This is a genomic window from Pseudomonas sp. 3MA1, assembly GCF_029237275.1.
Lineage (GTDB): Bacteria > Pseudomonadota > Gammaproteobacteria > Pseudomonadales > Pseudomonadaceae > Aquipseudomonas > Aquipseudomonas fluorescens_AP.
Genome location: NZ_JAACFX010000009.1, coordinates 85044 through 109358, shown reverse-complemented (window position 1 = coordinate 109358; position 24315 = coordinate 85044). Strand labels below are relative to the sequence as shown.

At 63.9% G+C, this 24315-nt stretch carries 24 protein-coding genes; 12 read left to right on the top strand and 12 right to left on the bottom strand.

The features are described 5' to 3' along the window. The first annotated feature begins 234 nt into the window (after positions 1–234). Positions 235–1557 carry an MFS transporter gene (locus GWQ44_RS22790; RefSeq protein ID WP_047305837.1) on the top strand — a complete coding sequence of 441 codons (1323 nt, stop codon included), beginning with the start codon at positions 235–237 and terminating at the stop codon, positions 1555–1557. An 83-nt stretch (positions 1558–1640) separates the two neighbouring features. Here GWQ44_RS22790 and GWQ44_RS22785 read toward each other — a convergent pair whose 3' ends face one another. Beyond that, positions 1641–2396: a hypothetical protein gene (locus GWQ44_RS22785; protein WP_103741257.1), complete on the bottom strand. Its 756-nt coding sequence runs from the start codon at positions 2394–2396 to the stop codon at positions 1641–1643. Positions 2397–2781: 385 nt separating this feature from the next. Here GWQ44_RS22785 and GWQ44_RS22780 point away from each other — a divergent pair, with 385 nt between their 5' ends. Together GWQ44_RS22780 and GWQ44_RS22775 are read left to right on the top strand one after the other, a co-directional pair. Then, positions 2782–3312: a heme utilization protein gene (locus GWQ44_RS22780; RefSeq protein WP_275928310.1), complete on the top strand. Its 531-nt coding sequence runs from the start codon at positions 2782–2784 to the stop codon at positions 3310–3312. Positions 3313–3476: 164 nt separating this feature from the next. Next, the gene (locus GWQ44_RS22775; RefSeq protein WP_016968430.1) at positions 3477–4106 is read left to right on the top strand and encodes a flavin reductase family protein; all 630 of its coding nucleotides are present in this window, start codon (positions 3477–3479) and stop codon (positions 4104–4106) included. A gap of 9 nt (positions 4107–4115) precedes the next feature. Here GWQ44_RS22775 and GWQ44_RS22770 read toward each other — a convergent pair whose 3' ends face one another. Beyond that, positions 4116–4388 (bottom strand): hypothetical protein, encoded by a 273-nt coding sequence (locus tag GWQ44_RS22770; RefSeq protein ID WP_179600108.1) that lies wholly within the window; start codon positions 4386–4388, stop codon positions 4116–4118. Between the two features lie 9 nt (positions 4389–4397). Further along, entirely contained in the window at positions 4398–4763 is a 366-nt protein-coding gene (locus GWQ44_RS22765; RefSeq protein ID WP_047305841.1) for an antibiotic biosynthesis monooxygenase family protein, read from the bottom strand. 327 nt (positions 4764–5090) lie between these two features. Here GWQ44_RS22765 and GWQ44_RS22760 point away from each other — a divergent pair, with 327 nt between their 5' ends. Then, positions 5091–6020, top strand: a complete 930-nt coding sequence (locus GWQ44_RS22760) for an AraC family transcriptional regulator (RefSeq protein ID WP_047305842.1) — start codon at positions 5091–5093, stop codon at positions 6018–6020. A 25-nt stretch (positions 6021–6045) separates the two neighbouring features. Here the strand turns inward: GWQ44_RS22760 and GWQ44_RS22755 are convergent, their stop codons facing one another. Together GWQ44_RS22755 and GWQ44_RS22750 are read right to left on the bottom strand one after the other, a co-directional pair. Next, the gene (locus GWQ44_RS22755; RefSeq protein WP_275928309.1) at positions 6046–7494 is read right to left on the bottom strand and encodes an aldehyde dehydrogenase family protein; all 1449 of its coding nucleotides are present in this window, start codon (positions 7492–7494) and stop codon (positions 6046–6048) included. Then, positions 7491–9128 carry a 5-guanidino-2-oxopentanoate decarboxylase gene (locus GWQ44_RS22750; protein ID WP_275928308.1) on the bottom strand — a complete coding sequence of 546 codons (1638 nt, stop codon included), beginning with the start codon at positions 9126–9128 and terminating at the stop codon, positions 7491–7493. Before GWQ44_RS22750 ends, GWQ44_RS22755 begins: the two co-directional genes overlap by 4 nt. A gap of 144 nt (positions 9129–9272) precedes the next feature. Between GWQ44_RS22750 and GWQ44_RS22745 the strand changes: the two genes are divergently transcribed. Next, positions 9273–10154 carry a LysR substrate-binding domain-containing protein gene (locus GWQ44_RS22745; RefSeq protein WP_275928307.1) on the top strand — a complete coding sequence of 294 codons (882 nt, stop codon included), beginning with the start codon at positions 9273–9275 and terminating at the stop codon, positions 10152–10154. Positions 10155–10271: 117 nt separating this feature from the next. Here the strand turns inward: GWQ44_RS22745 and GWQ44_RS22740 are convergent, their stop codons facing one another. Both GWQ44_RS22740 and GWQ44_RS22735 read right to left on the bottom strand, forming a co-directional pair. Beyond that, entirely contained in the window at positions 10272–10886 is a 615-nt protein-coding gene (locus GWQ44_RS22740; protein WP_016968423.1) for an NAD(P)-dependent oxidoreductase, read from the bottom strand. A gap of 69 nt (positions 10887–10955) precedes the next feature. Further along, a complete protein-coding gene (locus tag GWQ44_RS22735; RefSeq protein WP_275928306.1) occupies positions 10956–11840 on the bottom strand; it encodes an MBL fold metallo-hydrolase in 885 nt (294 codons plus the stop codon). Between the two features lie 114 nt (positions 11841–11954). On the opposite strand from GWQ44_RS22735, the gene GWQ44_RS22730 reads away from it, so the two are divergent. Both GWQ44_RS22730 and GWQ44_RS22725 read left to right on the top strand, forming a co-directional pair. Then, positions 11955–12860 (top strand): LysR family transcriptional regulator, encoded by a 906-nt coding sequence (locus GWQ44_RS22730; RefSeq protein ID WP_016968421.1) that lies wholly within the window; start codon positions 11955–11957, stop codon positions 12858–12860. 129 nt (positions 12861–12989) lie between these two features. Then, complete coding sequence (locus GWQ44_RS22725) at positions 12990–13166, top strand: hypothetical protein (RefSeq protein WP_016968420.1); 177 nt, start codon at positions 12990–12992, stop codon at positions 13164–13166. Here GWQ44_RS22725 and GWQ44_RS22720 read toward each other — a convergent pair. Further along, positions 13159–14073 (bottom strand): helix-turn-helix domain-containing protein, encoded by a 915-nt coding sequence (locus GWQ44_RS22720; protein ID WP_103741459.1) that lies wholly within the window; start codon positions 14071–14073, stop codon positions 13159–13161. The genes GWQ44_RS22725 and GWQ44_RS22720 overlap by 8 nt on opposite strands. 404 nt (positions 14074–14477) lie before the next feature. Between GWQ44_RS22720 and GWQ44_RS22715 the strand changes: the two genes are divergently transcribed. After that, positions 14478–15992, top strand: a complete 1515-nt coding sequence (locus GWQ44_RS22715) for an MDR family MFS transporter (protein ID WP_016968418.1) — start codon at positions 14478–14480, stop codon at positions 15990–15992. A 39-nt stretch (positions 15993–16031) separates the two neighbouring features. Here GWQ44_RS22715 and GWQ44_RS22710 read toward each other — a convergent pair whose 3' ends face one another. The 4 genes from GWQ44_RS22710 to GWQ44_RS22695 form a co-directional block, all read right to left on the bottom strand. Next, on the bottom strand, positions 16032–16880 hold the full coding sequence (locus tag GWQ44_RS22710; protein WP_275928305.1) for a cache domain-containing protein: 849 nt from the start codon (positions 16878–16880) through the stop codon (positions 16032–16034). A 121-nt stretch (positions 16881–17001) separates the two neighbouring features. Beyond that, positions 17002–17841 (bottom strand): ATPase, encoded by an 840-nt coding sequence (locus GWQ44_RS22705; protein ID WP_016966200.1) that lies wholly within the window; start codon positions 17839–17841, stop codon positions 17002–17004. A gap of 106 nt (positions 17842–17947) precedes the next feature. After that, positions 17948–18940, bottom strand: a complete 993-nt coding sequence (locus GWQ44_RS22700) for an NAD-dependent epimerase/dehydratase family protein (RefSeq protein WP_179600094.1) — start codon at positions 18938–18940, stop codon at positions 17948–17950. Positions 18941–19047: 107 nt separating this feature from the next. After that, the gene (locus GWQ44_RS22695) at positions 19048–19947 is read right to left on the bottom strand and encodes a LysR family transcriptional regulator ArgP (protein ID WP_047305851.1); all 900 of its coding nucleotides are present in this window, start codon (positions 19945–19947) and stop codon (positions 19048–19050) included. 110 nt (positions 19948–20057) lie between these two features. On the opposite strand from GWQ44_RS22695, the gene GWQ44_RS22690 reads away from it, so the two are divergent. The 4 genes from GWQ44_RS22690 (at position 20058) to GWQ44_RS22675 (ending at position 24196) form a co-directional block, all read left to right on the top strand. Continuing rightward, positions 20058–20462 (top strand): ACT domain-containing protein, encoded by a 405-nt coding sequence (locus tag GWQ44_RS22690; RefSeq protein WP_016966197.1) that lies wholly within the window; start codon positions 20058–20060, stop codon positions 20460–20462. Between the two features lie 2 nt (positions 20463–20464). After that, positions 20465–21067: a LysE/ArgO family amino acid transporter gene (locus tag GWQ44_RS22685; protein WP_047305852.1), complete on the top strand. Its 603-nt coding sequence runs from the start codon at positions 20465–20467 to the stop codon at positions 21065–21067. Between the two features lie 176 nt (positions 21068–21243). Next, positions 21244–21840 (top strand): Fe-Mn family superoxide dismutase, encoded by a 597-nt coding sequence (locus GWQ44_RS22680; RefSeq protein ID WP_016966196.1) that lies wholly within the window; start codon positions 21244–21246, stop codon positions 21838–21840. 304 nt (positions 21841–22144) lie between these two features. Beyond that, the gene (locus tag GWQ44_RS22675) at positions 22145–24196 is read left to right on the top strand and encodes a GGDEF domain-containing phosphodiesterase (RefSeq protein ID WP_016966195.1); all 2052 of its coding nucleotides are present in this window, start codon (positions 22145–22147) and stop codon (positions 24194–24196) included. The last annotated feature ends 119 nt before the right edge of the window (positions 24197–24315 follow it).

Sequence of the window (24315 nt, the reverse complement as noted above, 5' to 3'; positions counted from 1 at the left end):
GCAGCCACACCCACACCCGCAAACGGCACGCCGCCCGAACGCGTCCCCCAGGGGCCGCGCGCCTTTCGGCAATTTCCCGCCTACCCCAAAGCCCTTGATAGGCGGATTTCCGCTTATCCACCCCAGCCAAACCCCTCTAGCCCGGGCTTCTCGCCCTTGGCACAGGTCCTGCTATAGCCCCAGCAGGCTGCGCTTGCGCGCGCTCCACAAAAACAATGAATAGAAGGATCCGTCATGGATATCTCTAATACCCTGCCTGCCGGGTCGGCGGCCGCATCCGCCACCGAAAAGACCACCGCCAGCCGTCTGAAGTCGATCTTCAGCGGTTCCGTGGGCAACATGGTCGAGTGGTACGACTGGTACGTCTACGCTGCCTTCTCGCTGTACTTCGCCAAGGTCTTCTTCCCCAAGGGCGACACCACCGCACAACTGCTGAACACTGCGGCGATCTTCGCCGTGGGCTTCCTGATGCGCCCGATCGGTGGCTGGCTGATGGGCCTGTACGCCGACCGCAAGGGCCGCAAGGCCGCCTTGATGGCCTCGGTGCTGCTGATGTGCTTCGGCTCGCTGATCATCGCCCTGACTCCGGGTTACGAAACCATCGGCGTCGGCGCTCCCATCCTGCTGGTGCTGGCGCGCCTGATGCAGGGCCTGTCGGTGGGCGGTGAATACGGCACCTCGGCCACCTACCTCAGCGAGATGGCGACCAAGGAGCGTCGCGGCTTCTTCTCCAGCTTCCAGTACGTGACCCTGATCTCCGGTCAGCTCATCGCCCTGGGCGTACTGATCGTGCTGCAGAACATTCTGACCACCGAGGAGCTGCAATCCTGGGGCTGGCGGATTCCGTTCGGCATCGGCGCCCTGTGTGCGGTCGTGGCCCTGTACCTGCGTCGCGGCATGGAAGAAACCGAATCCTTCACCAAGAAGAAGGAAAAGCCGAAAGAAAGCCTGATGCGCACCCTGATGCGTCATCCCAAGGAGTTGATGACTGTGGTCGGCTTGACCATGGGCGGCACCCTGGCCTTCTACACCTACACCACCTACATGCAGAAATACCTGGTGAACACCGTCGGCATGAGCATCTCCGACTCCACCACCATTTCCGCCGCCACGCTGTTCCTGTTCATGTGCCTGCAACCGGTGATCGGTGCGCTCTCGGACAAAGTGGGCCGGCGGCCGATCCTGATTGCCTTCGGCATCCTCGGCACCCTGTTCACCGTGCCGATCCTCACCACCCTGCACACCATCCAGACCTGGTGGGGCGCGTTCTTCCTGATCATGGCCGCGCTGATCATCGTCAGCGGCTACACCTCGATCAACGCAGTGGTCAAGGCCGAGCTGTTCCCCACGGAAATCCGCGCCCTGGGCGTGGGCCTGCCCTACGCACTGACCGTGTCGATCTTCGGCGGCACCGCGGAATACATCGCCCTGTGGTTCAAGAGCATCGGCATGGAAACCGGCTACTACTGGTACGTCACCGCCTGTATCGCCTGTTCGCTGCTGGTCTACGCGACCATGAAGGACACCCGCAAGCATTCGCGGATCGAAACCGACTGAAAACGACAGCGCCCGGGTGCAAGGCCCGGGCGCTGTTTCGCGATCTGTGGGGAGGCTTGCGCCGGCAAGCCGACTGCTACAGATCAGGAGAGCTCGGCGGCACCCTGGCGCGCGTAGCGGTTCTGCGCCCAGGACGCACCGACGATCATCACCAGCAGGATCCCCGCCAGTACCGCCGACGAGCCGATGGTGCCGAAGTCCAGGCCACCCTTTTCATGGGGCTTGGTGAGGAAGTCGCCCAAAGTGGCGCCGAACGGCCGGGTCAGCACGAAGGCCACCCAGAACAGCAGCACCGACGAGAGCCTGGTGCAGTACTTGAGCAGGACCACCAGGGCAATGGTCGAGCCGATCAGCAACGCCCCGCCGGCAAAGCCCAGCCCCGAATCGTCCGCCAGGTAATCGCCCAGAGCGGTGCCCAGGGTGTTGGAAAACAGGATCGCCATCCAGTAGAACAGCTCGCCGCGAAAGGTCTGGATCTTGTCGACGTTCAGCGAGTCGCCACTCAGGCGCCAGGCGGCGAAGATCGCCAGCAGCATCCCGATCAGGATCAACGAGCCACTGGCATAGCCCAGGCCCAGGGTGCGGTCCATGAAGTCCGACAGGGTGGTGCCGGCGGTACTGGTGGAGAGAATCACGATCCAGTACAGCACCGGGTTGTAGGTCTTGGACCGCAGCTGGGTGATCAGCGTCAGCAGGAACACGCTGATCAGGATCATCGAGCTGATGGCGTAACCGACATTCAGGGTCATCGACAGCAGGTCACCGGCGGTTTCCCCCAAGGTTGTCGCGCAGATTTTCATGACCCAGAAGGCCAGGGTGATCTGGGGAAGTTTGTTCATTGATCAAGGAGCTCCAAGGGTCGCATTCGAAATGGCCTGTCGTGGGTTGCAGGCCTGCGCGAAGGCTGAACGCTCGGGAGTGAAAAATAGGTCGGGGCCGAATGAAAAAACCGTTGATGGTTTTTTTGATCCTTTGCTGCCCGTGGACTGGGCCATTAACGGTCAGTTAATGCCGGCTCCTTAGGCTGCTACTGAATCCAAGTTGCGACTTGGTGCGTATCTGTAGTGAGGCCTGAATGCGCTGATCGGCGGTGAGTGACGCCCTTATACATATCGATAAGTTAGATTTTAATAAGCATTTATTTGCGCTTTTTAATCAACTTTATCGGAGTAGGATTCACATCAAGCCCAACGCAAACACCTCAACGAACCCGGAGACACCGCCATGAAAACCAAACTGATCCTCGCCCTGACCCTGTCGGTACTGGCTGCCAACACCTTCGCTGCCGACGGTTACGACCGCACCGGTTCCGCCACCCTCGCTGCCGACGGTTACGACCGCACCGGTTCCGCCACCCTCGCTGAAGATGGCTACAACCGCACCGGTTCCGCTACCTTCGCCGCCGATGGCTACGACCGCACTGGTTCCGCCACCCTCGCTGAAGACGGCTACAACCGCACCGGTTCCGCTACCTTCGCCGCCGATGGCTACGACCGCACTGGTTCCGCCACCTTCGCCGCCGATGGCTATGACCGCACTGGTTCCGCCACCCTTGCTGAAGACGGCTACGACCGCACCGGTTCGGCTACCTTCGCCGCCGATGGCTACGACCGCACTGGTTCCGCCACCCTCGCTGAAGACGGCTACGACCGCACCGGCTCCGCCACCCTCGCTGAAGACGGCTACGACCGCACCGGCTCCGCCACCTTCGCCGCCGATGGCTACGACCGCACTGGTTCCGCCACCATCAGCTGATCGATTCACCTGACATCACAGCCCGGCTTCGGCCGGGCTTAGTCTTTTGTGCTCCGCCAACCGGCTCCACCAGCGGCCTCAACCAGGGGCGCAACGCTGGAATTCGCGCATGACGCACTGCACTATGGCGCCCTTCACTCGCCCCACAGCAGGAACCTTGAGCCATGTCCGACGATATCCACTTCTACCAACCCGCCCTGGGCCACGGTCTGCCCCATGACCCGTTCAATGCCATCGTCGGCCCGCGTCCCATCGGCTGGATCTCCTCCCAGGATGCACAAGGCCGCCTGAACCTGGCGCCTTACAGCTTCTTCAATGCCTTCAACTACATTCCACCGATCATCGGGTTCTCCAGCGTCGGGCGCAAAGACAGCCTGAACAACATCGAGGCCACTGGTGAATTCGCCTGGAACCTGGCCACCCGGCCGCTGGCCGAGCAGATGAACCAGAGCTGCGCCGCGGTTGCGCCCGAGGTCGACGAGTTCGCCCTGGCCGGCTTGACGCCGGTGGCCTCGAAGATCATCAGTGTGCCGCGGGTAGCCGAGAGCCCGGTGTCCTTCGAGTGCAAGGTCACCCAGATCATTCAATTGCAGCGGGCGGACAAAGAGCTGGTGCCGAGCTGGCTGATTCTCGGCGAGGTGGTCGCCGTGCATATCGCCCAGTGGCTGCTCAAGGACGGGATCTACGACACCGCCGCGGCAGAGCCGATTCTGCGCGGCGGCGGGCCGGCGGATTACTTCCAGCTGGGGCCGGAAGCGTTGTTCAAGATGCACCGCCCGGGGGCGGTCAAGTAGCGCGGCGAATCAGTCGGCTTTCCAGCTCAATTCGCCGTCCTGATCGACGTCGGCCAACTGTTCGAGTTGTTGTGCGGCAGCCTGGTCGGCGTCATGGGCGGTCTTGAACTTCTGCTCGTTCAGGACTTTATGAAAACGCGGGGCGCCCGATGCTCCGAGGGCTTTGACGGCGATGGCGGCGCTGTAGCCGCCCTCCCCGGGAACCACAGCGGAAACGGCTTCGTAATGTGCAAACTCTTTGCGTGCCATGTTGCAAGTCCTGGCCAATGAAAAGTCGGCCATTCTAAACCTTCAACTGGCCAGCTTGTGCAGCGGTGCGCGCTGCAGTTGCGCGTATTCGCCATGGGCTTGCAGCGCCGATACCGTGCTGAAGGTATGAAAATCCAGGCTGTTGACCACCAGGTCCTGCACCAGCTCGGCAAAGATCGCCATGGCCGGCGAGCTGAAATAGGCGGTCATCGCCTGCTGGCTGCTCCAGAAGCCGGACACCAGCCACAGCTCGGCATCGCATTGCGAATGCTGCAGGGCGAAGTGCAGGCAACCGCTGGCCTGGCGCGACGGTTCGATCAGGCTGCTCAAGCGCGCACCCAACTCCTTGGAACGCCCGGCCCGGGCTCGGACAAAGGCCATGTGACTGACCGGAATATGCGTGGACATGTGCGACCCTCCCAGGGTGTTGTCGAGGCAGCCAGGGACGGGCTGCGACAGGATCAACGATACGGGGCGGGCCCTTTCGCGCGTTAGTCGATTTCTGCCGTTGATTTGCCCAATCCTGCGACAAGCAGGTTTCCCCATGGCTTGGGCAGCGGCATGGGGCAAACGCGTTACAACGGTGTTTCAAGCAAGTGAAGCCCCCGAGCGTCGGCTCATCTTGTCTATCGCGCGCGCAAGCAGCAGGATCAGGCAAGTTTTACGCAGGATTCGCCTACCCGCGACTCTTGCACAAACTTAAGCTGTGCCGATTGCAAACACCCGAGGCGCCCCATGTCATCACTGGATACCCTGCCACCGCCCCTGGCTCCGGAGATGGAACGCCAGCGCGTGGAACTGGCTGCGATCATTGCGCGCAACACCGCCGAAGACGGCAGCTACGCCACCGCCATCGACTCACTGTTCGTCTCGCGCCACAGCAGCTCCCATCACTTCGGCTCGGTGCTGGCGCAGCCGGCGCTGTGCATCATGGCCCAGGGCCGCAAGGAAGTGCGCCTGGCCGATGAAAGCTACAACTACGACCCGCTGAATTACCTGGTGGTCTCGGTTTCCGTGCCGCTGAGCGGCAAGGTGGCGATCGTCTCGCCGCAAGAGCCGATCCTGGCCCTGCGCCTGGACATCGACCCCGGCGAGATCAATGCGCTGATCGCCGATGCCGGCCCTCTGGGCGTACCCACCCGGCCCACCGGGCGCGGCCTCTATGTGGAACGCCTGGATGCGGCCATGCTCGACGCCGTGCTGCGCCTGACCCGCCTGCTGGACACCCCGAAAGACATCGCCATGCTCGCGCCGCTGGTGCGCCGGGAAATTCTCTATCGCCTGCTGCGCAGCCCCCAGGGCCACCGCCTGTATGAGATCGCCACCGCCAACAGCCAGGGCCACCGGGTCAACCAGGCCATCAAGTGGCTCAACGGCAATTTCGTCCACCCGTTGCGCATCGATGACCTGGCCCGGGAAGTCAACCTGAGCGTGTCGACCCTGCACCACCGCTTCAAGGCCATGACCGCCATGAGCCCGTTGCAGTACCAGAAACAGCTGCGCCTGCAGGAAGCCCGACGCCTGATGCTGGCCGAGGGGCTGGAGGCTTCGGCGGCGGGTTACCGGGTCGGCTATGAAAGCCCGTCGCAGTTCAGCCGCGAATACAGCCGGCTGTTTGGCGCGCCGCCGTTGCGGGACATGGCGCGCCTGCGGGTTGGCGGGTAACCCGGGGTCGCCGGCAAGCCGGCTCCTACAGGGCGCGGATTACGTGTTTGAGCTCCTGGAAGGCTTGCAAGCCCCAGGGGCCCAGTTCGCGGCCGATGCTGCTCTGCTTGTAGCCGCCCCAGGCGGTCTGAGGAAAGATCACCTGGGGTGCGTTGATCCACACCAGGCCGGCCTGTAGGGCATTGGCGACCCGTTCGGCATTCTCCACGTCCGCCCCCACCACACTGGCCACCAAACCAAACTCACTGTCATTGGCCAGCGCGATTGCCTCCTGCTCGCTGCTCACGCTGCGCACGCAAAGCACCGGGCCAAAGATCTCTTCGCGCCACAGGGCGCTGTCCAGCGGCACTTCGGTGAACACCGTGGGCTGGATGAAAAAGCCCTGGGCCAACCCCGCCGGACGACCGCCGCCACACACCAGCTTGGCGCCGACATTCAAGCCGCGCTCGATGTGCGCCAGCACGCGCCGGTATTGCGCCTGATTGACCAGGGGGCCCATGGCCACCTGCGGGTCGCACGGGTCGCCCACCCGAATAGCCTCGGCTCGGGCCTTGAGCCGCAAGAGGAACTCATCGGCCAGTTCGTCGGCGACCAGCACCCGGTTGGTGGCCGAGCACATCTGCCCGGCATTGAAGAAACCGCCGCCACAGGCCAGCTCCACCGCCAGCTCCAGGTCGGCATCGGCCAGCACCAGCAAGGATGACTTGCCGCCCAGTTCCAGGCTCACGCCCTTGACGGTTTCCGCCGCCCGCTGCATGACCTGGACCCCCACCGCATTGCTGCCGGTGAACGAGATCTTCGCCACTCGCGGGTCCGCCGCCAACGGCGCGCCCACCGCCAGGCCGGTGCCGCACACCAGGTTGAACACGCCATCGGGCAAGCCGCTGTCGGCAATGATCGCCGCCAGTTCCAGCTCCGCCAGCGGAGTCACTTCCGACGGCTTGAGCACCACGCAGCAGCCCGCCGCCAGCGCGGGGGCGAGCTTCCAGGCGGTGGTGACCATGGGGAAGTTCCACGGCACGATCAGCCCGACCACGCCATAGGGCTCGCGCCGCAAGCGGGCGCTGAAGTCGGCGCTGGGCAGCGCCACCGCGGCGTCCTGGGCCTGGTCCAGGCCCTCGGCCAGCCCGGCGTAGTAATCGAAGGTGGCGATCACATCGTCCACGTCCATCGCCGCTTCGAACTGCGGCTTGCCGTTGTTGCTCGACTGCAAGTGCATCAGGCGCTCACGGCGCTCGGCCACGCCGCGGGCAATCGTGCGCAGTACCGCGGCACGCTCGGCGCCGCTGCTCTGCGACCAGCGCGCAAAACTCCGGGTGGCGGCCCCCAGGGCCTGATCCACCGCCTCGGCACCGGCCCCCGCCACCTGCGCCAGCGGGGCCTCGGTGACGGGGTTGATGACCTGCAACAGTGCGTCGCCCGCCGACCATTGGCCGTCGATGTACACCCCGTTCAACACCGCTTGCGCGCTCATGCCGTGACTCCCTGGGTCCAGCGGTTCTGGTCGATCTCGATCAGGGTCGGGCCCTGGCGATCCACCGCCGTGCGCAACGCCGCACGCAGTTGCTCGGCCGTGTCGATGCGCTCGGCGGCGCACCCCAGGCCCTTGGCCACGGCGATGAAATCCGGGGTGTAGATGTCGACGCCCACCGGCTCGATGGCGCGGTTGACCATGTATTTCTTGATCTCTTCGTAGCCCTGGTTATTCCACAGCAGGACGATGACCGGGGTCTGCGCCTCCACTGCACAGGCCAGCTCCGCGAGGGTGAACTGCAAGCCGCCGTCGCCGATCAGGCAGGCCACCGGCCGGCGCTGGCTGGGCTGCGCGCCGCCGCCGAGCCAGGCGCCAATTGCCGCCGGCAAGGCATAACCCAGGGTGCCGTAGCCGGTGGAGGCGTTGAACCAGCGTCGTGGCCGCTCGGGATTGAAGGTCAGGTTGCCGCTGTACACCGGCTGGGTGGAATCGCCTACCACCACGATTTCCGGCAACTCTTCGAGCACGGTTTCCAGCAAGCGGGTCTGGGCCCGGGTCGGAGCATCCCAGAGGCGCTCAAGTTCGCTGCGCAGGGCCGCGGCCCGCGCCGGGCCCCAATCGCTGCCCCGGGCACTCAAGGGCTGCCGGGACAGTTCTGCCAGCAGCGCTTGGGCTGCAATCTGTGCGTCGGCCACCAGTGCCACTTTCGGCGGGTAGTTGCGCACGGTCTGGTCGGGGTCGATATCGATGCGCAGCAAGGTGCCGGGAATTTCAAAGCCACCGGCGAAGGTCACGTCGTAATCGGTTTCCGCCAGTTCGGTGCCGATGGCCAGCACCACGTCGGCCTCCGCCACCAGGGCCCGGGTCGCCACCAGCGACTGCGTGGAGCCGATTAGCAGCGGGTGCGCCGACGGCAACAGGCCCTTGGCATTGATGGTCAGGGCCACCGGCGCTTGCAGCAGCTCGGCCAGCAGCGTCAGGGATTGCGCCGCCTCGATGGCGCCACCGCCGGCGAGGATCAGCGGACGCTTGGCGTTGGCCAGCAACTGGCTCATCTGCGCGACAGCCGCCGGGGCGGCCCCGGCACGGGCGATCTGCACCGGCTCGCTGGCCAGCAGGTGATCGGCGGGCTGTACCAGTACATCGAGGGGAATCTCGATGTGCACCGGCCGCGGACGCCCGGCCTGGAACAGGGCAAAGGCCCGGGCCAGCACCGCCGGCAGCTCGTCGGCGCTCATCAGGGTGTGGGAAAACGCCGCCACGCCACTGACCAGCGCGCTCTGGTTGGGCAACTCGTGCAGCTTGCCACGCCCGCCGCCCAGCTGGCTGCGGGTCTGCACACTGGAGATCACCAGCATGGGGATCGAGTCGGCGTAGGCCTGGCCCATGGCGGTGGTGATGTTGGTCATGCCGGGGCCGGTAATGATGAAGCACACGCCGGGCTTGCCGCTGGTGCGGGCGTAGCCGTCGGCCATGAAGCCGGCCCCCTGTTCATGCCGCGGGGTGACGTGATTGATCGACGAACGGGCCAGCCCACGATACAGCTCGACCGTATGCACCCCCGGAATGCCGAACACCTGTTCGACGCCATAACCCTCGAGTAACTTGACCAGTACTTCGCCGCACGTCGCCATTTCATCGCCCTTCTTGTTGATTGGATACCCGGCGGGCACGCGTGCCGGGCGCCGGGAGAGAGCTATTGGAACGGCGCGCCGGTAGCCGCAACAATGGATAAAAAGTCATACTAGCCATGTCCCCACGTCATGCCTTGGCTGCCCATGAAACGCCTGCCTCCCCTGCCCGCCCTGCATACCTTTCTGGTCACCGCCCAGTGCTGCAACTTCACTCGCGCCGCCGAGCAGTTGCACATCACCCAAGGCGCCGTGAGCCGGCAGATCGCCGGGCTGGAAAATCACCTGGGTTATCCCTTGTTCCAGCGTCACGCCCGCGGCCTGAGCCTCACGGCCGAAGGCCAGGAATGGCTGCCGCGGGTGCAGCAGGTGTTCGAACTGATCAATGGCGCGGTGGACGAGATTGGCGGGCGCAATCGCCACCTGCGGCTCAAGGCCCCGACCTGCGTGATGCGCTGGCTGCTGCCGCGCTTGCTGCAATGGCAGAAGGAGCGCCCGGAGGTGCCGGTGCAACTGACCACGACCATTGCCCACGGGGTGGATTTCGGCCGCGAGCCGTTTGACGCGGCGGTGATGTACGGCGCGCCGCCAGCCCCGACCCTGGGTTCGCGGCACCTGTTCAATGAACAGCTGACTCCGGTCTGTTCCCGGCCGCTGCTGGAGGGCCCGGTGCCGCTCAAGAGCCCCGCTGACCTGCAACAACATTTGCTGTTGCACCCGTCCCACGATCAACGGGACTGGCAGACCTGGCTCAAGGCCGCAGGCACGCCACTGGACACCCTGGGCAAGGGCCAGCACTTCGAAACCCTGGACCTGGCGATGTCCGTAGCGTCCCAGGGCACGGGCGTGGCGATTGGCGACTGGGCGTTGATTGGCGATGACCTGAGTGCCGGGCGGCTGGTCATGCCCTTTGAATTGAAGGTGCCGACGGGGCAGGCGTATTACCTGGTGTACCCGGAGCGCCCGGGGCCTTCGGCGGCCCTGCAGGAACTGCTGGACTGGCTGGTGGAGCAGGCCCGACAGCGCTGAATGAGCAACAACTGATACCGGTAGAACGCAAAAAGGCCCGCGAGGGGCCTTCGGCACTGAGGGCAACACCCCGGTAGCCGCCCAGAGCGGGAGGCTGCCGGGGCAATCGGCCGCTAATCAGTAACCAACAGTGAAACGCTGACGGCTATGGGCCGGTTTTTCCACCTCATCAAGCATGGCGATGGCGTAGTCGGCGAAGCTGATCCAGCTGCGGCCTTCGGCGCTGACCAGCAGATCGTCCTGGCCCAGACGGAAGTGCCCGGTTCGCTCAGCCTCGACGAACTCCGCCGACGGCGAGAGGAAGGTCCAGTCCAGATCCTGTTCCTTGCGCAAGGTGTCCAGGTACACGCCACCGGCGCTGGCCTCGGCCTTGTATTCCTCCGGGAAGCCCGGGCTGTCGATGACCTTGCCGCCGCCGGGCAGCAGCAGGGAACCGGCACCGCCCACCACCAGCAGGCGCTTGACCCCGGCCTTCTTCACCGGATCGATGATGGCTTGGGCCGGGATGGTGGAAAAATGCGCGGCACTGATCACCACGTCGTGGCCAGCCACCGCCGCTTGCAAGGCGGCGCTGTCGGCCACATCCACGGCGCGGCTGAGCACGCCGGCACGCTGGCCGATCTTCGCCGTGTTGCGAGCGATGGCGGTGACGCTGTGACCACGGCGCAGGGCTTCTTCCAGCAGTTGGCTACCGGCACGACCGGTGGCACCAATGATTGCGATCTTGCTCATGACATGTCTCCAGTTGGCTAAGAGAGTACAGAGGCATCCGCTCCCGAAAGGGAGCGGGTCAAACCGGTTTCACCACTTCATTTCGCCCTTGGCGACCTTGGCGCTCAGCTCCAGGGAGCTGTCTTCGCCCAGGTCCGGGTAACGCTGCTTCATGGCTGCGATCAGTGCGGCGGAATCCTTGGCCTTGGCCGTCTCTTCATCGAAGGCCTTGATGTAGTCCGCGGTGAAGTGCACCGGGGCCAGGGTACGTGCGCTGTCGCCAAGGAAGTGCCCGGGAATCACGGTCTTGGGCTGCAGACCCTCGATGGTTTTCAGGGTGCTCAGCCAGTCCGCATGGGACTGCGGCGTCTGGGTATCGGCCATCCACACATGGATGTTTTCCGCGACCACCACGCCACCGACCACCGCCTTGATCGACGGAATCCAGACAAAGCTGCGGTCCGGCTGCTTGCCGTCCAGGCCGATGACATCGAGCTTCTGCCCTTCCAGGGTCAGGCTGTGGCCCTTGAGCACGCCCGGCACTATGGTCTTGGCCGGCACGTCAGCGCCCATTTTCGGGCCCCAGAACGCCAGCTTGCCGTCCACCGTGGCCTTGATGTGATCCACGGTCGGCTGCGAAGCCACGACCTTGGCGTCGGGGAAGGCGGCGGTCAGGGTGTCGAGGCCGAAGTAGTAATCCGGGTCGCCGTGGCTGATGTAGATGGTGGTCAGGTGCTTGCCGCTGGCGCGAATCTTGTCCACCAGTTGCTGGGCCTGGGACTTGCCGAACTGGGCGTCCACCAGGATCGCGTCCTTCTTGCCGCTGACCAGCACCGACGTCACCGGGAAGATGGCGTTGGTGCCCGGGTTGTAGACATCCAACTGCAGGCTGGGCTCGGCAGCGGCGGCATGGGCGGCAAAACCCAGGGTGGCGGTGGCCAGCAGCAGGCGTTTGAGTGAGGTGAATCCGATCATTGGGGCAGCTCCGGAATCTGTTGACTGGGTGAGAAGTGGAGCAAGCTTAGTTGCCAGACTCGTTACAAAAAATGCGATGCTTGAACATAGTTTGTTTCTGAAAGCGGGCAAATCATGGATCGTCTCCAAGCAATGCGGGTCTTCGTTACCGTCGTCGACCTGGGCAGCCAGTCGGCCGCCGCCGACCACCTGGATCTCTCGCGACCGGTGGTTTCACGCTATCTGGCGGAACTGGAGGACTGGGTCGGCGCCCGGTTGATGCACCGCACCACGCGCAAGCTCAGCCTGACTGCCGCCGGCGGCGAGATCCTGCCCCGCTGCCGACAGATGCTGGAGCTGTCCAGCGACATGCAGGCCGCGGTCGGCGAGCCTGACGACGCGCCCCGCGGGCTGCTGCGCATCAGCGTCAGCACCTCGTTCGGCCAGTCGCAACTGGCGGACGCCATGGCCGAGTACGTCAAGCGCTACCCGGGGGTCAGCATCGACCTGCAGATGCTCGATCGCACGGTGAATCTGGTGGACGAGCGCATCGACCTGGCGATCCGCACCAGCAACGACCTGGACCCGAACCTGATCGCCCGCCGCCTGACCGTCTGCCGCTCGGTGATCTGTGCATCGCCTGCCTATCTGCGCGAACACCCGGCGCCACAACGGGTGGAAGACCTGAGCCGGCACAACTGCCTGACTCACTCCTACTTCGGCAAGAGCCTGTGGCATTTCGAACAGGACGGCGAGCAGGTGTCAGTCCCGGTCCAGGGCAACATCAGTGCCAACGAAGCCAGCACCCTGTTGCGCACCACGGTGGCCGGCGCCGGTATCGCCATGCTCCCCAGCTATCAGGCCGGCGAATACATCAAGCGCGCAGAGCTGGTGCGCCTGCTGCCCCATGCCGAACCGCGCAAGATGAACATGTATGCGGTCTACGCCTCGCGCAAGCACATGCCCGCCACCCTGCGCAGCATGCTGGACTTCCTGGTCCTGAGGTTCCCCCAGGAACCGCTCTGGGACGAGGGGCTCTAGCCACTCGATCGATCCCCTGAATACCTCGCCAAACAGACCGGCCAGCGGTCTGGCAGGCCCCGGCAACTGACCTATGCTGATAACAGTACCCCCTCAAATGACGGGGGTATTGCTTCAGAGGTCTTAGCCATGAACGTCAAGACAAGAAGGTACCTGGCCATCTTCATGACCTGCACCGTGACCCTGGCGCTATACGGTACCGCGGCTTATCGCGTCGAGCAGGCCCGCATGCAGCCGCGCAACTACGCCAGTTGCAACCTGGAACGCTGCATCCCTCACAACGCCACCCTGAACGCCCTCAGGTGAGCGGCGAGGCCACGCCGTCTGCGGCCTGATCGGCCTTGAGTCGGTCGCGGAACACCTTGGGCGAGATGCCTTCGCGGCGCCGGAACAGCCGGGTGAAGTTGGTGGGATCGGAAAACCCCAGCTCATCGGAAATCTCGTAGATGGTCATTCCGGTGTAGGTCAGCAGGCGCTTGGCCTCCAGCAACTGGCGCTGGTGGATGATCTGCAGCGCCGGTTGCCCGGCCAGCTCGCGACAGGTGCCATTGAGGTGCGACACCGAGATGCCGAGTTTCTGCGCCAGATCCTCGACCTTCAGATGCTCGCGGTAATGGGCTTCGACCAACTGGATGAAGCCATTGAAATATTCCCGGGCGCGCTGCGGACGCTGACTGGCGCTGCTGCACTGCAGGGCCCGGCGCCCGACCCAGACCACGATCGTGCTCACCAGCGCGTGCATGAGCATTTCCCGGGCAGGTTGCTGTCCCTGGTATTCGTTCTGCAGGGCGGCAAACTGGGCGTTCAGGTAGTGCGCATCCGCCCCGGCCGGGTAGCTGCCCGACTTCGCCAGGGCGCTTGCCGAGGCCCCCAACTGAGCTTGCAAGTGGCTGACCAACGGCGCGGCCAGGGTCACGACAAAGCCTTCGATGTCCTCGGAAAAACGAAAGCCATGCACCGACAGCGGTGGCAACACCTGGACCAGCGGCTCGTCCAGCAGCCGTTGCTGGCCTTCAACCTGTAACTGCGCCTGCCCGCGACTGATAAACAGCAACTGGCAGAGGTCGGCGTGTCGATGGGGCTTTATTTCCCAATGGTGCTCGCGACTGCGCTGGCTGATGGGTTCGCAATGCAGCAGGTCCGGGGTGGGCCAGCCCAGGCTTTCGCCATAGAGTTTGAACACGGGGATGGGCGCAAGGGCAGGCTTGTTCATCACTACAGTCCAGGCCTCAGAGTAACGGGGGGGACATTTGCCCCAATGGGCGAAATGCTCGGGTAACCGCCAGGTTCCACCGGTCAATTGACAGGTTCACCCGGAAAAAATGCAAGCACCGCCAACACGAATCAACATTCGTACAGTCAAGGTTCAGGCTGCTGGCACAGGGCCGACACTATACAGAATGCGTCCCATTACCAGGCATCAGCAAGTGCCACAAAGCGTTTCGCAAACACGCCGGCCCAGACTGCCTGACGCGACACCCCGAGTTGAAAAAACCTGCATGAAAATCGCCTGGCGCCGGGTTTTCCGAGCTATCCGATAGCTTCCTATCGAGTACACTGGCGCCTAACCCCGCCGGCCTTGCCGCACCGGGTCAATTACCGCCCGCAGGTTCTTTCGTGACTCATTTCCAACAACCCGGCCCGACCAAGCCGGCCATCCGCAGCGTGCTGATCGCCCTGATGCTGGCGATCTTTCTCGGCGCCCTGGACCAGACCATCGTCGCTGTGTCCATGCCGGCCATTTCCGCCCAATTCAAGGATGTCAGCCTGCTGGCCTGGGTCATCTCCGGCTACATGGTGGCGATGACCGTGGCGGTGCCGATCTACGGCAAGCTCGGCGATCTGTATGGCCGGCGACGGCTGATGCTGTTCGGCATGGGCCTGTTCACCCTCGCTTCGCTGTTCTGCGGCCTGGCGCAGAACATGGAGCAACTGGTGCTGGCGCGGATCTTCCAGGGCATCGGTGCCGGCGGCATGATCTCGGTGAGCCAGGCAATCATCGGCGACATCGTCCCGCCCCGGGAACGCGGCCGCTACCAGGGCTACTTCAGCAGCATGTACGCGGTGGCCAGTGTCGCCGGCCCGGTGCTGGGCGGCTACATGACCGAGTTTCTCTCATGGCGCTGGGTGTTTCTGATCAACCTGCCCCTGGGCCTGGGCGCCTGGTGGGTGGCCTATCGCACCCTGGTGGGGCTGCCGGTGCCCCAGCGCAAACCGATCATCGACTACCTCGGCACCGTGCTGCTGATCATCGGCCTGAGCGCCCTGCTGCTGGGCATCACGCAGGTGGGCCAGGGCCATTCCTGGCGCAGTGCCGAGGTGCTCGACCTGCTGGCCATCGCCGTCATCGTCCTGGCCCTGTTCGTCTGGCATGAGCGCCGGGCCCGCGAGCCCCTGCTGCCGATGCACCTGTTCGCCAACCGCAATGCGCTGCTGTGCTGGTGCACGATCTTCTTCACCAGCTTCCAGGCCATCTCGCTGATCGTGCTGATGCCGCTGCGCTTCCAGAGCATCACCGGCGCCGGGGCCGACAGCGCCGCCCTGCATCTGCTGCCCCTGGCCATGGGCTTGCCCATGGGCGCCTACTGCGCCGGCCGCCTGACGTCGGTGACCGGGCGCTATAAACCCATGATCCTGGGCGGCGCGCTGCTGATGCCGGTGGCCATTCTCGGCATGGCCCTGGTGCCGCCCCAGGCGCTGCTGGCCAGCGGCCTGTGCATGTTGCTCTGCGGAATCGCCAGTGGCATGCAGTTCCCCACCTCCCTGGTGGGCAGCCAGAATTCGGTGGAGCAGCGGGACATCGGCGTCGCCACCAGCACCACCAACCTGTTCCGCGCCCTGGGCGGTGCGGTGGGCGTGGCGCTGATGTCGGCGCTGCTGCTGGCCTTGCTGCAGGACTCCAGCCTGGCCCACCTCAGTGGCGCCGGGCTGGTGGCCGAAGGTCAGTCCGGCAACGCTCTGCTGGACGGCCTGAATGCCGCCCCCGGGCCCGCGCGGGAGGCCTTGCGCAGCGAACTGCTGCTGACCTTCCGGCACCTGCTGCTGGTCAGTGCCGGGGTTTCCCTGCTGGGTCTGGCGGCGGCCATTGCCATGCCCAACCGGCTGCTGCGCGGGCGTGAAGACAAGGCCTGAGGGACCAGCCGCTGCCCGCCAGCGGCCCGGAACCGCGACTCAGGGGCTGTAGTACCCCACCGCAACCAGCACCCGGCCCACCTTGCGCAGATAGGCGTGCTTGTCTTCGACCTTGCCGGTCACAGGATTCTTCCAGCGGTACTGGTATTCCCCCTGGTCCTGGCGAGCCATGAGCGCCAGGATCGGTTCCCCCACCGGCTTGCCCTGCGGATCCCTGACCTTGGCGAAATCGGTGTTGAGCAGCCGCAGGTTGGTGCCGTGGGCCAGGTAGCGCCGGCTGTCGAGGTCCACCACGAACACATACAGATCGTCTTCGAGAAACCCGCCGCGCAGATCATTGATGGCTTTGAGGGTGCCGGCGCGGTCGCGCTCCAAGGCCGTGGCCGCCCGTTCCAGCAAGGCCTTGGCCTGGTCGGCCGAGGCCCGTGGCAGGTAATACCCCACTGCCAGGATGCGCTCGCCGACACGCTGGAAATACACATGCTTGCGCTCGATCTTGCCGTCGGCCCAGTTCTGCCAGCGGTATTCGGCCTGCTGGATGCCGTTGGCCTCGGGAATCTTCAGCGCGTCCTTGAATGCCTTGCGCAGGTCCGGCCCGAGGACCTCGGAGACATCACGGCCAATCAGCGCCGACGAAGGACCGCCACTGGCCAGCATCACGCCCCGGGTATCGACCACGAACACATAGCGATCACGATCGACGAATTCGCCCTGGCGACTGAACGCCGCGAACGCCTTGTCACCCTGGTCGTGGTAATAGCGCAGGGCCTTCTCCAGCAGCGCGCGGGCCGCCCCCCCATCATCGGCCGCCGGTAGCGCCGCCTGCAAAGATCCCATGCATAGGCACAACAACCATCCCAGCCAGGTGGTTTTCTGTACTCGCCTCATCGCTCACTCCTCGTTCCGGTTGGCGTGTGAAGAGCGTAGACGGCGGCAGGAAAGGGTCGAGTATTCAGCAGACCCGGGCTGGCCCTCCGCCGACGCTACCGGCGGCGGGAGGGCTGAGCCTTCAAGGACGGTTGTTGATCTGTTGCTGCAGGTTCTGGATCTGGCTTTGCAGGGTGTTGATGTTGCGGGTGACCTGGCCACGGAAGGCATCGAACTCGGCGGTGCTGGCGCCGCTCTGCGCGGCAGCGGGACGATTGTCCTGTTCGCTCTTGAGCACCACCAGTTCCTGCTCCAGGCGCTCGATGGCGGCGCTCGGGTTGCCTTGCTTTTTCAACGCAGCCAGATCGGCATTCAGACTCTTGAGCTGGGCGTCGAGCTTGCCGGTATCGGTCTGGGCGCCTTTGAGGCTCGCCAGCTCCGCGCTCAGGGCTTTGACCTGGGCCTGCAACTGGCTGTTGGCCGCCTGCTGTTCAGTGGTCTGGGCACTCATCTGCGCCAGGCGCTTGTCCAGGTCGGTGGCCTGGCCTGCAACGCCCTGCTGCTGTCGGCTCTGGTCCTGCAAGCGGTTTTCCAGCTGCTTGATCTGCAGCTTCAACGCTTCGCTGTCGGTGGTGACATTGGTCTGGCTGGCCACCACCTTGCCGGAAATGTCCTGCAAGCGTCCGGCGGCCTCTTCGCTGATCCTGGCGAAGCTCTCCTGGGTCGCCACCAGTTGCTGCTCCATCAGCGAGATCTGCTGGAAGCTCCACCAGGCCAGACCGATGAAGGCAAAGAACAGCGCGCCGACCAATGCCCACAAAGGACCGGTGCCGGGCCCCTTGACCTTGACCACCGGGGTGCTGCGCGAATGCACGGTGGTGCGTTCGCGGGCAGCGTGGGTGGTGGGGAAGACATCGTCGTCGAGAGGATCGGCGCGCAGACTTGGAACGTCATCGAACTCATCGTGTGCATCGTTACGCATGGGGCAACCTTTATGGACCGCGGTGATGGCTGAGTGCGGCGAGTATAAACCGCTAATCAGCCCGGCCAATGGACCGGACCGGGCAAACGGGGTTCAGTCTTTGATTTCAGCTGATGTCCTGAGCCTTCCACCAGGTGCAGAACTCATCCAGGGCGCTCCACAGACTGACCTTGGGCTCATAGCCCAGGTAATGCCGGGCGCGACTGATGTCCAGGGTGAAGTTCTTGTCCATGACCTGCATGCCCAGGCGCGACAGCGTCGGCTCCGGGCGCCCGGGCCAGAGTTTGCAGAACCCCTCGTTGAGCGCCGCAACGCTGTAGGCCAGGCCAAAGGAGCGATAGCGGGTGACTTGTGGCACCTGCATCTGGCGCATCACGTAGTTGACCACGTCCCACAACGGCACCGGCGCGCCGTTGCTGATGTTGTAGACCTTGCCCAGGGCCGAGCCGCCGGCATGCAGGCAACTGAACAGGGCCTCGTTGAGGTTGTGCACACTGGTGAAGTCGACCTTGTTCAGGCCATTGCCGACGATGGCCAGACGGCCTTTGCGCTGCATCTTCAGCAGCCGCGGAAAGATGCTCATGTCGCCGGCGCCGGTGACAAAGCGCGGGCGCAAGGCAATCACCTCCAGCCCGAACTCCTGGGCGCCGAAGACCTTCTGTTCGGCCAGGTACTTGGTGGCCGCATACGGGTGCTTGAAGCGCTTGGGCACTTGTTCCTCGGTCAGCCCCAGATGATCGCGACCATCAAAATAGACCGACGGCGAAGACAGATGCACCAGGCGTTGCACCCGCTGCTTGAGGCAGGCTTCGACCACATTCTCGGTGACCAATACATTGCCCAGATGGAAATCCTGATAGCGTCCCCACAGGCCAACGGCACCGGCGCAATGCACCACGGTGTCGACGTCGCGGCACAAATCGCGGACCAGATCGGCATCGCTCAAGTCGCCCGGGATGAACTCCGCGCCACGGCGCACCAGATGCTCCACCGCTTCGGCACGCCGGCCATTGACCCGCACCTCCAGGCCCTGCTCAAGGGCAAAGCGAGCAAAGCGCCCGCCGATGAAGCCGCTTGCGCCGGTAACCAGAATCTTCATGAAATATTCCTAAGAAAAGCAGTGACGAACTACAGAAAAGCAGGGGCAAGCTGCGAGCGACAAGCTGCACGTTAGCCGTTGTCCAGTTGCAGCTTGTCGCTTGACGCTTATGGCTGCTCCCAGGGCACCAACCATTGTGCAGATAAACGGGCCAGGTGCTCGGTCAACAAGCCGAGCAACTGCCCGCCGTTGCGCCAATGATGCCAGTACAACGGCACGTCGATGGGCTTATCCGGCAAAAGCTCCACCAACGAACCGCGCTGCAGTTGCTCACGAACCTGCAACTCGGGCACCAGGCCCCAGCCCAGGCCGGCTTCGGTGAGGCGGATAAAGCCCTCGGACGACGGGCACAGATGATGCTCGAAACCGCCGTTGACGCCCAGGGAGGCGAGGTAGCGATGCTGCAGGAAGTCGTCGGGGCCGAACACCAGCGCCGGGGTCCGGGCCAGTTGCTCGGCACGCACGCCCTGGGGAAAGTGCCGAGCGATGAATGCCGGGCTGGCCAGGGCCCGGTAGCGCATGGCCCCCAGCAACAGGCTGCGGGCCCCCGCCACTGGCCGCTCGCTGGCACAGACACAGGCGGCCACTTCCCCGGCACGCATGCGCTTGAGACCCACGGTCTGGTCCTCCACCACCAGATCCAGCAGCAAATGGTGCTCGGCGCAGAAGTCCCCCACCGCCTCGGCCCACCAGGTGGCCAGGCTGTCGGCGTTGAGGGCGATGCGCAGGCGCTCCGGCAGCCCTTCTTCATCCAGGGCCGGCACCAGGCTTTGTAGGTCCCGTTCCAGCAAGCGCACCTGCTGCACATGGTTGAGCAGGCGCCGGCCAATTTCCGTGGGCGCCGGCGGTGTCGCCCGCACCAGCACCGGCTGCCCGACCCGGGCCTCCAGCAGTTTGATGCGCTGGGAAATCGCCGACTGCGACAACCCCAGCACCTGGGCCGCCCGTTCGAAGCCGGCCTGTTCGATCACCGCAGCCAGGGCAGAAAGCAGCTTATAGTCAAACATCAGTTTTCCTAATGAGCGATCAGCAATATTGGTTTTTCTTATACGGCATACAACCGGAAAATAGCCAGCCTCAAGCTTCGGTAATACCTCTTCGTTCAAGGATCCTGTTCATGGCCGGTGAAACTTCCCTCGCAACCCTGCTGCGCAGCATGAGCCCGCAGCTCAACGACGGCGAATACGTGTTTTGTTCCCTCGCTGACCAGCGCCTGTTGCAGGGCGCCGAGGTGCTGGGCAGCTTTCGCGAACAGGAAGGCCTGACGGTGATCATCCAGCGCCAGGAAGCCGAACGCCTGGGACTGGTCTTCGATTACGTCGCCGCCTGGATCACCCTCAATGTGCATTCGGCACTCGAAGCGGTGGGCCTGACGGCGGCCTTTGCCGGCGCGCTGGGTCGGGCCGGGATCAGTTGCAACGTGATCGCCGGCTACTACCACGATCACCTGTTTGTCGGTCAGGCGGATGCCCGGCGGGCCATGCAGGTCCTGCAACAACTGGCCGCCGGCGAGGAGCAGTAATCATGTGGCAAAGCTATGTAAACGGCCTGTTGGTGGCCGCCGGCCTGATCATGGCCATCGGTACGCAAAATGCCTTCGTCCTGGCCCAGAGTCTGCGCCGTGAGCACCACCTGCCGGTGGCGGCACTGTGCGTCACCTGCGATGCCCTGCTGGTGGCCGCCGGCGTATTCGGCCTGGCCACCGTGCTCGCCCAGAGTCCGATGTTGCTGGCCGTGGCGCGCTGGGGCGGCGCGGCGTTCCTGATCTGGTACGGCGCCCAGGCGCTGCGCCGGGCCTGCTCCAAGCAAAGCCTGCAACAGGGCGAAGGCCAGACCGTGCGCTCGCTGCGGGCGGTGATGCTCAGCGCCCTGGCGGTGACCCTGCTCAACCCCCATGTGTACCTGGACACCGTGCTGCTGATCGGCTCGCTGGGGGCGCAGCAGACTGAACCAGGCGCCTATGTGGTCGGCGCGGCGAGCGCTTCGCTGCTGTGGTTCTTCACCCTGGCCCTGGGCGCCGCCTGGCTGGCGCCCTGGCTCGCTCGCCCGGGCACCTGGAGGATGCTCGACCTGCTGGTGGCGGTGATGATGTTCAGCGTGGCGTTGCAGTTGATCAGCGCTGCGTGACTTATTCCAAAAGGCTCTGGAACCTCTATCCCACACAGTTGTTGCGTGGTTAAGCCGCCCCCCCGGTGCTATGATCCGGTCCCTGCGCCGCAAAGAGTACAAACTCCCCGGCGCATGTCCGGCCGCCCGTGATCGGCCTTGCGCTCACCGCAACTGACCTGATTAGGAGAATCATCATGGCTTTCGAATTGCCGCCGCTGCCTTATGCACACGACGCCCTGCAGCCGCACATTTCCAAGGAAACCCTGGAATACCACCACGACAAGCACCACAACACCTATGTCGTGAACCTGAACAACCTGGTGCCAGGCACCGAGTTCGAAGGCAAGACTCTGGAAGAGATCGTCAAAACCTCTTCGGGCGGCATCTTCAACAACGCAGCCCAGGTCTGGAACCACACTTTCTACTGGAACTGCCTGGCCCCCAACGCCGGCGGCCAACCTACCGGCGCACTGGCCGACGCCATCAACGCGGCGTTCGGTTCGTTCGACAAGTTCAAAGAAGAATTCACCAAGACTTCGGTTGGCACCTTCGGTTCCGGCTGGGGCTGGCTGGTGAAGAAGGCTGACGGTTCCCTGGCCCTGGCCAGCACCATCGGCGCCGGCAACCCGCTGACCAGCGGCGACACCCCGCTGCTGACCTGCGACGTCTGGGAACACGCCTACTACATCGACTACCGCAACGTTCGTCCGAAGTACGTCGAAGCGTTCTGGAACCTGGTCAACTGGAAATTCGTGGCTGAGCAGTTCGAAGGCAAGAACTTCGTCGCTTAAGTCCGTTTGCAGTGCAAAAAACCCGGCCTGGCCGGGTTTTTTTTTGCCTCTGACAAAGCTGGCATCTTGTCCCGCGCAGCCGAGACGCTAAGATTCATCTGATGTAAAAAACAACGCCGCCCCTCAAGTTGCAAGGCGTCGCTACCGACACACTATCCACAGCTATAGCAATCCTGAATCTGATCACCCGGGCCTGGCCCGCAGACGTCCCGTTTTCGGCGCTGATGTCACTTTGACGGCTATCACGGGATTGCCAATACTCATGGCAACTTGACGCTACACGCACGGAACAAGGAATAGCCCTTTGAAGCTGGAACTCAAAAACAGCTTGTCGGTGAAGTTGCTCCGGGTTGTGCTGCTGTCGGCACTCATCGTCGGCGTGGTTCTGAGCTGCGCCCAGATCGTCTTCGACGCCTACAAGACGCGGCAGGCGGTCGCTAACGATGCCCAGCGCATTCTCGACATGTTTCGCGACCCATCGACACAGGCGGTCTACAGCCTGGATCGGGAAATGGGCATGCAAGTCATCGAAGGCCTGTTCCAGGATGACGCGGTGCGCATGGCCTCCATTGGCCACCCCAACGAAACCATGCTGGCGGAGAAATCCCGCGAGCTGCAGCATTCCCCCAGTCGCTGGCTCACGGATCTGATCCTTGGCCAGGAACGCACCTTCACCACCCAACTGGTTGGCCGTGGCCCCTACAGCGAGTATTACGGCGACCTGAGCATTACCCTCGACACCGCCACCTACGGCCAGGATTTCATCATCAGTTCGGTGATCATCTTTATCTCCGGAGTCCTGCGCGCCCTGGCCATGGGCCTGGTGCTGTACCTGGTCTATCACTGGCTGCTGACCAAGCCGCTGTCACGGATCATCGAGCACCTGACCACCATCAACCCCGACCGCCCCAGCGAACACCAACTGCCCCTGCTCAAGGGCCACGAAAAGAACGAGCTGGGCATCTGGATCAATACCGCCAACCAGCTGCTGGCCTCCATCGAGCGCAACACCCACTTGCGCCATGAGGCGGAAAACAGCCTGCTGCGCATGGCCCAATACGACTTCCTCACCGGCCTGCCCAATCGCCAGCAACTGCAACAGCAACTGGACAAGATCCTGGTGGACGCCGGCCGCCTGCAACGCCGGGTCGCCGTGCTTTGTGTCGGCCTGGACGACTTCAAGGGCATCAACGAACAGTTCAGTTACCAGACCGGTGACCAGTTGCTGCTGGCCCTGGCCGACCGCCTGCGTGGTCACAGCGGCCGTCTCGGCGCCCTGGCGCGTTTGGGCGGCGACCAGTTCGCCCTGGTCCAGGCCGATATCGAACAGCCCTATGAAGCGGCGGAACTGGCGCAAAGCATCCTCGACGACCTGGAAGCCACCTTTGCTCTGGATCATCAGGAAATCCGCCTGCGCGCCACCATCGGCATCACCCTGTTCCCGGAAGACGGCGACAGCACGGAAAAACTCCTGCAGAAAGCCGAACAGACCATGACCCTGGCCAAGAGCCGCTCACGCAACCGTTATCAGTTCTACATCGCCAGCGTCGACAGCGAGATGCGCCGGCGCCGGGAACTGGAAAAGGACCTGCGCGAGGCCCTGATCCGGGAACAGTTCTTCCTGGTCTATCAACCGCAGATCAGCTATCGCGACCATCGGGTAGTGGGGGTCGAGGCCCTGATCCGCTGGCAGCACCCCGAACACGGCCTGGTGCCGCCGGACCTGTTCATTCCCCTGGCGGAGCAGAACGGCACCATCATCGCCATCGGCGAATGGGTACTGGACCAGGCCTGTCGCCAATTGCGGGAATGGCACGACATGGGCTTCACCGACCTGCGCATGGCGGTCAACCTGTCGACGGTGCAACTGCACCACGCCGAGCTGCCGCGGGTGGTCAACAACCTGCTGCAGATCTATCGCCTGCCGCCGCGCAGCCTGGAACTGGAAGTCACCGAAACCGGCCTGATGGAAGACATCAGCACCGCCGCCCAGCACCTGCTGAGCCTGCGCCGCTCCGGGGCGCTGATCGCCATCGACGACTTCGGCACCGGCTATTCGTCCCTGAGCTACCTCAAAAGCCTGCCGCTGGACAAGATCAAGATCGACAAGAGCTTCGTCCAGGACCTGCTGGATGACGACGACGATGCCACCATCGTGCGCGCCATCATCCAACTGGGCAAAAGCCTGGGCATGCAAGTGATTGCCGAAGGCGTGGAAACCGCCGAACAGGAGGCCTACATCATCTCCGAAGGCTGTCATGAAGGTCAGGGCTACCACTACAGCAAACCCCTGCCGGCCCGGGAGTTGAGCGCCTACCTGAAACAGGCGCAGCGCAGTAACGCGGCCATCCTCTGAACAGGCATTGCGCCGGCCCCTCGGTTGACGCAATCCCCCGCTGAATAAGAAATATTTACAGGTACGACCCTTTACACATAATGCAAATCTTTCGCATTATGTCGCAGTTTTGCGCGCCC